At 62.4% G+C, this 10,274-nt stretch carries 12 protein-coding genes; 8 read left to right on the top strand and 4 right to left on the bottom strand.

Translation table 11 applies throughout. The features are described 5' to 3' along the window. Positions 1-17: 17 nt before the first annotated feature. The 3 genes from AACQ43_RS21260 to AACQ43_RS21250 are packed head-to-tail and all read right to left on the bottom strand — an operon-like array spanning position 18 to position 1,500. The gene (locus AACQ43_RS21260) at positions 18-410 is read right to left on the bottom strand and encodes a DoxX family protein (protein ID WP_016352231.1); all 393 of its coding nucleotides are present in this window, start codon (positions 408-410) and stop codon (positions 18-20) included. 40 nt (positions 411-450) lie between these two features. Beyond that, complete coding sequence (locus tag AACQ43_RS21255; protein WP_016352232.1) at positions 451-1,137, bottom strand: pirin family protein; 687 nt, start codon at positions 1,135-1,137, stop codon at positions 451-453. 30 nt (positions 1,138-1,167) lie between these two features. Continuing rightward, entirely contained in the window at positions 1,168-1,500 is a 333-nt protein-coding gene (locus AACQ43_RS21250) for a hypothetical protein (RefSeq protein ID WP_045525792.1), read from the bottom strand. Positions 1,501-1,757: 257 nt separating this feature from the next. Between AACQ43_RS21250 and AACQ43_RS21245 the strand changes: the two genes are divergently transcribed. Next, positions 1,758-2,672, top strand: a complete 915-nt coding sequence (locus AACQ43_RS21245; protein WP_016352233.1) for a LysR family transcriptional regulator — start codon at positions 1,758-1,760, stop codon at positions 2,670-2,672. Between the two features lie 451 nt (positions 2,673-3,123). Further along, the gene (locus AACQ43_RS21240) at positions 3,124-3,888 is read left to right on the top strand and encodes a helix-turn-helix domain-containing protein (RefSeq protein WP_158196518.1); all 765 of its coding nucleotides are present in this window, start codon (positions 3,124-3,126) and stop codon (positions 3,886-3,888) included. 70 nt (positions 3,889-3,958) lie between these two features. Here AACQ43_RS21240 and AACQ43_RS21235 read toward each other — a convergent pair whose 3' ends face one another. Next, complete coding sequence (locus AACQ43_RS21235) at positions 3,959-4,780, bottom strand: UTRA domain-containing protein (protein ID WP_168968630.1); 822 nt, start codon at positions 4,778-4,780, stop codon at positions 3,959-3,961. Positions 4,781-4,992: 212 nt separating this feature from the next. On the opposite strand from AACQ43_RS21235, the gene AACQ43_RS21230 reads away from it, so the two are divergent. From AACQ43_RS21230 to AACQ43_RS21205, 6 genes are read left to right on the top strand one after another with little or no spacing between them, the layout of a single operon-like run. Then, complete coding sequence (locus AACQ43_RS21230) at positions 4,993-6,039, top strand: ABC transporter substrate-binding protein (RefSeq protein ID WP_168968629.1); 1,047 nt, start codon at positions 4,993-4,995, stop codon at positions 6,037-6,039. A gap of 10 nt (positions 6,040-6,049) precedes the next feature. Next, the gene (locus tag AACQ43_RS21225; RefSeq protein ID WP_168968628.1) at positions 6,050-6,883 is read left to right on the top strand and encodes an alkaline phosphatase family protein; all 834 of its coding nucleotides are present in this window, start codon (positions 6,050-6,052) and stop codon (positions 6,881-6,883) included. Further along, positions 6,883-7,782, top strand: a complete 900-nt coding sequence (locus tag AACQ43_RS21220; protein ID WP_161646902.1) for an ABC transporter permease — start codon at positions 6,883-6,885, stop codon at positions 7,780-7,782. Before AACQ43_RS21225 ends, AACQ43_RS21220 begins: the two co-directional genes overlap by 1 nt. Further along, positions 7,775-8,551: an ABC transporter permease gene (locus AACQ43_RS21215; protein WP_068978631.1), complete on the top strand. Its 777-nt coding sequence runs from the start codon at positions 7,775-7,777 to the stop codon at positions 8,549-8,551. Before AACQ43_RS21220 ends, AACQ43_RS21215 begins: the two co-directional genes overlap by 8 nt. A 6-nt stretch (positions 8,552-8,557) precedes the next feature. Next, a complete protein-coding gene (locus tag AACQ43_RS21210; RefSeq protein ID WP_168968627.1) occupies positions 8,558-9,565 on the top strand; it encodes an ABC transporter ATP-binding protein in 1,008 nt (335 codons plus the stop codon). Between the two features lie 39 nt (positions 9,566-9,604). Further along, positions 9,605-10,264: an HAD family hydrolase gene (locus AACQ43_RS21205; protein ID WP_168968626.1), complete on the top strand. Its 660-nt coding sequence runs from the start codon at positions 9,605-9,607 to the stop codon at positions 10,262-10,264. Positions 10,265-10,274: the final 10 nt, after the last annotated feature.

The following is a 10,274-nucleotide window of genomic DNA, read 5'->3' as shown; positions in this document are numbered from 1 at the left end:
ACTCGAACCTGCGGGGTTTACCAGTTCTTGCCGAAGCGGGCATCCAGGCTGAAGGCCCCTGCACCGGCCGCCGCCAGGGCCAGGAAACCACCGGCCACGGAGACGTTCTTCATGAACATCAGCATCTGCATCTGGTCGGCAGGCTGATAGTGGAAAATAAAGGCAGCCATCAGGGTGAAACCGGCCATCAGCACGGAGAGGCTGCGGGTAAACAGGCCCAGCATGATGGCGAGGCCACCGCCCAGCTCCAGCAGGATCACCAGCGGCAGGATGAAACCGGGCACGCCCATGGCTTCCATATACCCCTGGGTACCGGCGTAACCGCCGATCTTGCCCCAGCCCGCAATCACAAACATCAGAGCCAGCAGAACGCGACCCACCAGCAGTGCCAAATCTTTCATCTTGTCCATTTCAATATCCTCGTTTTGCGTCACATCACCGCTGACTGCTTCAGGGTAGGTCAAATAACAGGGCTTGGCTGGCACTCGCGGCCACCAGATCCCATTTGGGCTCATCACGACTGAGAACCCCGTCGCCGGGTCGGGCAGCCAGACCGTTGGCGGTCAGTTCCCCTGAAATCATCTGCAGGTAGCCGTGTCGGCCGGCCAGCTCCCAGGTGAGGCTCTCACCCGGTTCAAGCTGCAACCGCCAGACGCGGGCCTGCTGGCGGATCCTGAAGGATCCTGCTTCGCCGTCCGGTGACGCCACCAGCGTCATGCCCGGATTGGCTTCAATCTTCTTCTGCTGATAGCCGGGTGTCGTGCCGTGTTCGTTCGGCTCGATCCAGATTTGCAGCAGGGAGAGCGGCTCGGTCTGCGAGGGGTTGTACTCACTGTGCCGGATGCCGGACCCCGCGCTCATCAGCTGGAAATCCCCCGCCGGGATCTGCTCGGCATGGCCGAGGCTGTCCTTGTGCTCTATGGTGCCTTGCAGCACGCAGGTCAGGATTTCCATGTTGGCGTGAGGGTGGGTCGCGAAACCGCCACCCGGCGCCACCAGATCCTGATTGATGACCCGCAGCACTGAATGCCCCATCCAGTCCGGGTCGTAGTAGTGCCCGAAGGAAAAGCTGTGGCGCGCATCCAGCCAGCCGAAGTTGGCCTTGCCGCGCGCTTCTGCGGCTCTCAATTTCATCATGGTGTGCTCCTCACGTACCGATACGGTTGATTAACGCTGTTTGCCGCTACCGATGCCGAACGGGATGCGGTAGTCGCTGCTCTGATCCCCCAGGCTCACGGTCAGGTTGCCCTGGGTGCGGCTCGGGATCTGTACCTGCTGGCTGCCCATCAGGTTGGCGTGGACGGAGGCAACCAGGTCGCCAGACTCGTCACGCACTTCCAACATGGGGTTGCCCTTGCCTTCCACCGCGGCGGTGGCGTGCCAGTTTACAAACAGCACGCCCGGGGCGGCGTTGAGGTCGGCCGGGACGGAAGCCTGAGCAAAACCTGCGGTCATCAGGCCTGCAACGGCCAGCATCTTGATTACGTTTTTCATGTTCATTCACTCTCTTGGTTTTATGTCATTGCCAAGGCCGCTGTGGCCAGAATCAATGCATCCATGCAAGAGGTCATTCAAATAGTGTGTTGTTCTTTCACCGAAGTCAGACTCCCTGATTGATGGAGTCACAGTCTGGAACTACCCGTTTATTTGGCTGCTTGGCGTTCCTGCCTAAGCGTTGATTGAATATTAAAGACACTTGGCCTAACTTGTTAGCGAGATAAACTGGCAAACATGTTCAAAAAAATTGAAGGCAATTTATGGCCAAGGAACTGAACAAGGAACGGGCGCTGACCCTGGAAGCCATCCGGGTGCTGGATGCCATCGACCGCCGTGGCAGCTTCGCGGCGGCGGCCGACGAACTGGGCAAGGTGCCCTCGGCGCTGAGCTACACGGTGCAGAAGCTGGAAGACGAGCTGGACGCCATGCTGTTCGACCGCAGCGGCCACAGAACCAAGTTCACTCCGGCGGGCCGCATGCTGCTGGAGCGCGGGCGGGTACTGCTGGAGGCGGCCGAGCACCTGGTGGGCGAGACCCGGGCGCTGGCCCGCGGCTGGGAGACCGACATCACCATCGCCGTCGATGCACTGGTGCCGCTGCAGGCGCTCTACCCGCTGGTGGAGCGGCTGGCCGAGCTGACCGATACCCGGCTGAGGTTTCGCGCCGAAGTGCTGGCGGGCAGCTGGGAGTGTCTGGAGGATGGCCGGGCCGATCTGCTCATCTCCTCCCTCAATCCCGACATCATGATGACCGGCATCAAGCACCAGCCGCTGCAGGAGGAGGTGATGCTCTACGTCGCCCACCCGGATCACCCCCTGCATCAGGAGCCCGAGCCCCTGGCGGACGATACCCTGCGCCGCTACCGGGCCATCGCGGTGGCCGATACGGCGCTGCGCAAGCCGGTGCTCACCTATCGCCTGCTCGACAAGCAGCCGCGCCTGACTGTCAGCACCATGGGCGAGAAGCGCGACGCCCTGCTGGCGGGGATCGGGGTCGGCACCATGCCGCTGAGCTGGATAGAAGAGGACATCAGGGCCGGGCGGCTCAAGGTGATCAGCCCCGAGTATCGCCACCAGATCCAGGTCGTGCTGGCCTGGCGGCGCGACACCATGGGCAAGGCCAAGAGCTGGCTTATTCGGGAGATCCCCAAGCTGTTTCCCTGCAAGGGAGAGTAAGACGGGCGGTAACAGAAAGGAGGGGGCAAGCAGCGACAGCGGGCTGCCGGTGCCCCGCCGCTTGACGGCGGGCGCAAATTCGGAGAAAAGAAAAAAGCGGCCCTCTTGCGAGTTCCGCTCAATGCCAGGAAAGAATAAAAACCTTGCGGTTTAAAAAACCCTTAAATTGGAAGCAAACAATCGATTTCTCAACCAGGAAGGTCTTGAATCCGATTCGTGTTGAATTATGCGCGATGTTTTATGCGCCACCAGCAAAATGTTGAATGGTTGAAGGATATGCACCGCAGAGTATCACTATCTGCAACCTTCGAGCACGACTGGTCTGGCCATTTCAATCGATTAGGTCGGGTTTGTTTCCTCTGGTTTTTTAAAGTGTCAGTATCTGAGCCCACAACGACAAAAGAACTCAACTTCTGACACAACATAAAAATGCAGATAAAGGAATAGTTGCATGACCTACAGCCAGACCCTGGCCAACAATATTCTCGACACCCTGAAGAAGACCCTGACCGACAAGGGGATCCGCTATCAGACCCTGGCAGAAGCCATGGGCGTCTCCATCGCCACCGTCAAACGGATGATGAACAAGCCCTCCCTACCGTTCGATACCCTGCTGGAGATCTGCCACCTGGTGGGGCTGTCGTTCGAGGAGCTGCTGGACCGCACTCAGGACGCCCAGAGCCGCCGCGCCGTCTTCACCCAGGAGCAGGACGAGGCATTCCACAAGGAGCCTGGTCTCTACGCCTTTCTCGCCAACATCTTCTGGCGCGACAAGACATTAATCGATCTCAAGCGGGAGTACGGCCTGACCGATGCCTCCTGCTACCTCTATCTGCGCAAGCTGGAGAAGCTCGGCATTTTGCAGCTCGGCATCGACAACAGCTACCACTTCCTCATCAGCGAACGGATCAGCTTCGAGCAGCACAGCCGCTTCGCCCGCCAGCAGGCACGCCAGGCCATGTCCGTGCTGGGGGACTATCTGGTGGAGAACATGCACAAGTCCAACAACTACATGGCGCTGTGCCAGCTCCACCTGGACGAGAGCGAAGCGATGACGCTGATCGAGCGGATGAAAGAGTACTGGCACCAGGAGCTCAAGCTCAATCGTCCCGCCATCGGCCAGCGGGAGGGCAGCAAGACCTACACCATGTCACTGCAGCTGGCCGACTGCGGCTACCAGAGCTTCGACGACTTGATCCCCAATATCGACAACTGATCCCGGCGGATCCCGCGGGATCCGCCTCCCCTACTTTCCACGCAGGCATGGCCCGCCAGAGCGCGCTGGATCACCCCTGATCCGCGAGCAGGATCTGCGCCGGCCTGTCGAATGCAGGCGGCTGCAATGCTCGCGTATCGAGGCAGATTCGAATTGCATCCGGCCGCCAGTGCTCGATGTCGCAATCCACCAGCGCGCCCCGCTCATCGTAGTTGACCCGCACCAGCCGCAGCACGGCGCTCCCCTCCGCCAGATTGAGGGCGCGGGCGATGGCGCCGCGCGCCGCCGAGGGGGTGATCTCGAGACTCGCCCCACCCTGGCCTATGCCATAGCGCTGCTGATAGAGCTCGGTGAGGGAGCTGGCCAGCGGTGCGCTGGCGATATCGGGAAAGCGGCTGGCCAGCAGATGGTGGCTGACATGGAGCACCGGGCGGCCGTCGATCAGCCGCAAGCGGCGAATTTCATACAGCGGCGTAAAAGGATCCAGCCCCATCCAGCGGCACAACTCACTGCTGGCGAGCTCGCTACCGTGGGCCAGCACCCGGGTTTCGGCGGTGCGCTGTTGCTCGCCGATCCACTGGTGAAAGTGGGTGTGGATGGCGGGATCGTAGGTGAGGCGGGGCGGGGCCACGAACCAGCCGCGTCGCTCGGCCCGATAGATAAGGCCATCCGCCTCGAGGCTGGATAGCGCCTCCTTGATGGTGATGCGGGTGGTGGCGAAGCGCTCGCTCAGCGCCCGTTCGGCTGGCAACTGCTGCCCCGCCGCCAGCTGGCCGCTGCCGATATAGCGGCGCAGGGTCTGGCAAATCTGTTCACACTTGGAGGCGCGGCCCTCTGCCGCTAGCCGTTCGCTCAATCTCGGTTCAATCACGCTTATGTCCCTGTTGCTCATTCTGGCTGTACGGGCTGGCCTGGCCCTTGTTGGTTCAGCCCTTGCTGGAGTAGTCCAGCTTCACTTGGGTTCAGAGTTGTAACCGCAGTGGATGACAGCGACATGACAGGGAAATTGTCATCAAACTGCCATCAAAGCGCCCCGCGACCGTCATATTTCCCCTCTAGCATCCCTCTCGAACCTTAACTGACCTAGTCCAGAGGGATGGGATGATGAAAAGCGTGATCGCAAGTGCACTGGCTCTGGTGGCCATCAGCCAACCGCTGTTTGCCGCCGAGAATATCGCGGATCTTGAGAAGGCCGCTCGCGGCGAAGGGCAGCTCAGCAGTATCGGCATGCCCGACAGCTGGGCCAACTGGAAGGATACCTGGCAGCAGCTGGGCAACATCTACGGCATCAAGCATCAGGATACCGACATGAGCTCGGCGCAGGAGATCGCCAAGTTCGCCGCCGAGAAGGCCAACGCCACCGCCGACATCGGCGACGTGGGCGGCGCCTTCGGTCCGGTTGCGGTCAAGCAGGGGGTCACCCAACCCTACAAGCCCTCCACCTGGGCCGATATTCCCAACTGGGCCAAGGATGCGGACGGTCACTGGATGCTGGCCTATACCGGCACCATCGCCTTCCTGATCAACAAGGATCTGGTCAAGGCCGCCCCCACCAGCTGGCAATCCCTGCTGGGCGGCAACTACAAGGTGACCCTGGGTGACGTGGGTGTCGCCTCGCAAGCCAACAACGGCGTGCTGGCGGCGGCCTATGCCACCGGTGGCAGCGAGAAGAATCTCAAGCCCGCCCTGGAGTTGTTCGGCAAGCTGGCCCAGCAGGGTCGCCTGTCGCTGAACGACCCGACCATCGCCAACATCGAGAAGGGCGAGGTGGAAGTGGGTGTGCTGTGGGACTTCAACGCCCTCAACTACCGCGATCAGATCGACCCCAAGAAGTTTGAGGTGGTGATCCCGAGCGACGGCTCAGTCATCGCCGGTTACACCACCATCATCAACAAGTGGGCCAAGAACCCCAACGCCGCCAAGCTGGCGCGGGAATACATCCTCTCCGATGCCGGTCAGATCAACCTAGCCCGCGGCTATGCCCGCCCGATCCGCAGCAACGTTGCCCTGCCGGATGACGTGAAGGCCAAGCTGCTGCCGGCCGAGCAGTATGCCAATGCCAAGCCGGTGCAGGATCACGCAGCCTGGGAGCAGAGCTCCAAGGCCCTGCCGCGTCAGTGGCAAGAGAACGTCATGATCTACATGCAGTAAGGAGCGGTCAGTGCAACACAAGGTGATAGTGGTACTTGTGGATGGCCTCTCTGCCGGGGTAGCCCATGGGATGGGCTACCTCGCAGGCATGGTGGAGGCGGAGCGCGGCCTCTATACGACCCTCAGCTGCGCCCTGCCATCCCTCTCCCGGCCTCTCTACGAGTGCATCCTGACCGGCGTACCGCCGGTGGCGAGCGGCATCACCCACAACGGGGTGAGCCGTCTCAGTCTGCATGACTCCATCTTCCATCTGGCCCGCGCCGCGGGTAAACGCACCGCAGCGGCGGCCTACCATTGGGTGAGCGAGCTTTACAACAAGAGCCCCTGGCTGGCGGCCCGCGATCGCTTTACCCATGACGAGCAGCTGCCTATCCAGCACGGCTGCTTCTACTGGGATGACAACTACCCCGACAGCCATCTGCTGATGGATGGCGAGTGGCTGCGCAGCAAGTACGATCCCGATTTTCTGCTGATCCACCCGATGGGGGTGGACGATGCGGGCCACAAGTTTGGCTTCGACTCCCGCCAGTACCGCAATCAGGCGCGCCGCATGGACAGCCTGCTGGCCGACCTGCTGCCCCAGTGGCTGGCGGAGGGGTATCAGGTGGTAGTCACCTCGGATCACGGCATGAACAACGACCTGAGCCACGGTGGCACCCTGCCGGAAGAGCGCACCGTGCCGCTCTGGCTGTTTGGTGATGCCTTCGTCGAGCGCTGGCCGGATGGGGTGGCGATCGCCCAGACCCAGCTCTGCGCCCTGATGGCGGATCTGCTGGGGGTTTCCCACGACAAGCCGGCAGCGCCACTGCTGCTCAAGGCCGCCTTTATGCGCGAGGTGCACTGATGATGCCTGCAACCACCGAGATCCTCGAGGATCAACCCGTGGCAACCAAGCAGAAGGTGCGCCGCCACTGGCTGCCCGCGCTGGTGCTGCTGCCCTTTATCCTCTTGATGATCCTGTTCCAGCTCGCCCCCATGGTGTGGGTGCTGGTGGGCAGTTTCCAGACCCCCGATGGCTGGGGCCTCGACTACTACCGGGAGATTTTGAGCTCCCCCTTCTACCTGCAATCGTTCGGCAACTCATTGCGCATCGCCGGTATCGCCAGTCTGGCGGGGCTTGCCATCGGCACCCTCGGGGCGGCAGCGCTGCGTCACAGCGGTGAGCGGGTCAAGCGGGTGCTGCTGGCCTTTGTCACCATGACCGGCAACTTCAGCGGGGTGCCGCTGGCATTCGCCTTTATCATCATTCTCGGCATCAATGGTGCAGTGACTCTGCTGCTGAAATCCTGGGGATTGATAGACGGCTTCAACCTCTACTCGGGGTCGGGCCTTATTCTCATCTACACCTACTTCCAGATCCCGCTCGCCCTGCTGCTGCTCTATCCGGCCTTCGATGCGCTGCAGGATGAATGGCCGCAAGCGGCCGCGCTGCTGGGGGCGAGCAAGGGGCAGTATGTGTGGCACGTGGCGCTGCCGGTGCTGACGCCTGCGCTGCTCGGCACCCTGATCATCCTGTTTGCCAACGCGGTGGGGGCCTATGCCTCTGCCTATGCCCTCACTACCGGCAACTTCAATCTGGTGACCATCCGGGTGGCCAGTCTGGTCTCCGGCGATATCTTCCTCGAACCCAATATGGCGGCGGCGCTGGCGGTGATCCTGATGGTGCTGCTGGGGGTAGTGACGGCCGCCAACCAGTGGCTGCTGAAAAAGAGCTATGTGAACAAGGGGCAATCCCATGCATGATTTGACGCCGCGCTGGCCCAAGTGGGTGCTGGGTGGGCTGGTCGCCACCCTGCTGCTGCCGCTGCTGGCCACCTTTCTCTACTCCATCTCCACCCGCTGGGGGGCGACCCTGCTGCCGGATGGCTTCACCCTCGACTGGTATCTCAAGCTGTGGGGCGACCCGCGCTTTCTGGCGGCATTTGGCCGAAGCCTCCTGGTCTGCTTCGCCACCCTGTTGCTGGGCACCCTGGTGCTGGTGCCCACCGTGCTGGTAGTGGCCTACTACTTCCCCAAACTGGATCCCTGGATGAACCTGTTGATCCTGCTCCCCTTCGCGGTGCCGCCGGTGGTCTCCTCGGTCGGGCTGCTGCAGATCTATGCCGACGGTGTTCTGCCCATTATCGGCACGCCGTGGATCCTGATCGGCACCTGGTTCACCGTGGTGCTCCCCTTCATGTATCGGGCGCTGGCCAACAGCCTGCAAGGGGTGCCGCTGAAAGATCTGATGGATGCCGCCCACCTACTGGGTGCGAGCAGCACCCGCGCCTTCCTGCTGGTAGTGATCCCCTGCCTGCGCAAGGGGCTGCTGGCGGCGCTGTTTCTCTCGCTTTCCTTCCTGCTCGGCGAGTTCGTGTTTGCCAACATGCTGGTGGGCACCCGTTACGAAACCCTGCAGGTCTACCTCTACAACATGCGCGCCACCTCGGGCCACTTCACCAGCGCACTGGTGATGAGCTACTTCCTGCTGACCCTGCTGCTCACCTGGGCGGCCAACAGATTTCATCGGTGAATCAACATGTTCCATCTAGAAGTGAATCAACTGCACAAATCCTACGGTGACACCAGAGTGTTCGAGGGGATTGAATTCGGCATCCGCAAGGGGGAGCTGGTGACTCTGCTCGGCCCCTCTGGCTGCGGCAAATCCACCCTGCTGCGGGCGCTGGCCGGGCTCACCCCGGTGGATGGCGGTCAGGTGCGGGTGGCCGGTGAAGAGATCACCTGGCAGGAGCCCCAGAAACGGGGCATCGGCATGGTGTTCCAGAGCTATGCGCTGTTCCCCAACATGACGGTGCGGGACAACGTCGCTTTCGGCCTCAAGATGAAGCCCCAGCCGGGACGGGATCTCGCCGCCAGCGTGCAGGAGGCGCTTGAGCTGGTGGAGCTGACCGGCTTCGAGCGCCGTTATCCGGCCGAGCTCTCCGGTGGCCAGCGTCAGCGAGTGGCGCTGGCCCGGGCTCTGGTGGTGCAGCCGCGGATCCTGCTGCTGGACGAGCCGCTCTCGGCGCTGGATGCCCGCATCCGCCGCAGCCTGCGCCAGCAGATCCGCGAGATCCAGCAGCGCCTTGAGCTCACCACCATCTTCGTCACCCACGATCAGGAGGAGGCACTGACCATGTCGGACAGGATCTTCCTGATGAACAAGGGATCCATCGTCCAGAGCGGTACGCCGGAGGAGATCTACACCCGTCCCGCCAGCGAGTTCGTGGCAAGCTTTATCGGCAACTACAACCTGCTGGGGGGCGAGCAGGCCAGCACCCTGTTCGGCCCCCGTTTTCAGGGCAAGCTGGCGCTGCGACCCGAGTCTCTCTCCCTGCTGCCGGCCGGCGCCCACAGCGACGAACCGAACCTGCCGGGGGTCATCAGCGGGCGGCAACTGCTCGGCAACGTCATCCGCTATCAGGTGAACTGTGCGGCGGGCCTGCTGACGGTGGATTGCCTCAACCGCTCGGCCCGCGAGCTGCTGCCGGTGGGGCGCTCCGTGACCCTGGTAGTGGCCCGGGATCAGCTCTGTGAGGTAGCATGAGGCGGCATTTCATTTCCATTTTCACTGCGAGGAGCGCCCATGGCACTGGCACTGTTTGATCTGGACGAGACCCTGATTGCCGGGGATTCCGCCAGCCTCTGGCTGGAGTACATGGTGGCCGAGGAGCTGGCTCCGGCCAGCATGATCGCCGAGGAGCAGGCAATGATGTCCCTCTACCATCAGGGCAAGATGGACATGCACCAGTACATGGCCTTCACCCTGCAACCACTGGCGGGCAAGACGCGCCAGTGGCTCGACTCGCTCTGCACCCGCTTTGCCGAGCAGGTACTGCGCGAGCGCCTCTACCCCGAGGGGGTTGCACGCATCGAGTGGCACCGCCAGCGCGGCGACGAGCTGGTGCTCATCTCAGCCTCCGGCGAGCATCTGGTGGCCCCCATGGCGCAGATGCTGGGGATGGATCACTGCGTGGCCATCCTGCTCGACGAGGAGGCCGGCATGCTCACGGGCCAGACCCGCGGCACCCTCAGCTTTCGCGAGGGCAAGGTGGCCCGCATCAACCAGCTGTTTGCCGCCAGCGCCAACCCCTGGCAGGAGAGCCACGGCTACAGCGACTCCCACAACGATCTGCCGCTGCTGCAGGCGGTGACCCACCCCCACGCGGTGAACCCTGCTCCCGGTCTGCGCCAGATCGCCATCGAGCAGGCCTGGCCCACCCTCGACTGGCAGCTGGCCTCCTGAATGAAGAAGA

It is taken from the genome of Aeromonas sp. DNRA1 (assembly GCF_963888745.1).
In the GTDB taxonomy this organism is placed as follows: Bacteria; Pseudomonadota; Gammaproteobacteria; order Enterobacterales; family Aeromonadaceae; genus Aeromonas; species Aeromonas hydrophila.
This window is presented reverse-complemented; position numbering and strand designations above follow the sequence as displayed.

Excerpts from the sequence above, each read along its gene's own strand:
- AACQ43_RS21260 (WP_016352231.1), bottom strand. The coding sequence starts at position 410 with ATGGACAAGATGAAAGATTTGGCACTGCTGGTGGGTCGCGTTCTGCTG.
- AACQ43_RS21255 (WP_016352232.1), bottom strand. The coding sequence starts at position 1,137 with ATGATGAAATTGAGAGCCGCAGAAGCGCGCGGCAAGGCCAACTTCGGC.
- AACQ43_RS21250 (WP_045525792.1), bottom strand. The coding sequence starts at position 1,500 with ATGAACATGAAAAACGTAATCAAGATGCTGGCCGTTGCAGGCCTGATG.
- AACQ43_RS21245 (WP_016352233.1), top strand. The coding sequence starts at position 1,758 with ATGGCCAAGGAACTGAACAAGGAACGGGCGCTGACCCTGGAAGCCATC.
- AACQ43_RS21240 (WP_158196518.1), top strand. The coding sequence starts at position 3,124 with ATGACCTACAGCCAGACCCTGGCCAACAATATTCTCGACACCCTGAAG.
- AACQ43_RS21235 (WP_168968630.1), bottom strand. The coding sequence starts at position 4,780 with ATGAGCAACAGGGACATAAGCGTGATTGAACCGAGATTGAGCGAACGG.
- AACQ43_RS21230 (WP_168968629.1), top strand. The coding sequence starts at position 4,993 with ATGAAAAGCGTGATCGCAAGTGCACTGGCTCTGGTGGCCATCAGCCAA.
- AACQ43_RS21220 (WP_161646902.1), top strand. The coding sequence starts at position 6,883 with ATGATGCCTGCAACCACCGAGATCCTCGAGGATCAACCCGTGGCAACC.
- AACQ43_RS21215 (WP_068978631.1), top strand. The coding sequence starts at position 7,775 with ATGCATGATTTGACGCCGCGCTGGCCCAAGTGGGTGCTGGGTGGGCTG.
- AACQ43_RS21210 (WP_168968627.1), top strand. The coding sequence starts at position 8,558 with ATGTTCCATCTAGAAGTGAATCAACTGCACAAATCCTACGGTGACACC.
- AACQ43_RS21205 (WP_168968626.1), top strand. The coding sequence starts at position 9,605 with ATGGCACTGGCACTGTTTGATCTGGACGAGACCCTGATTGCCGGGGAT.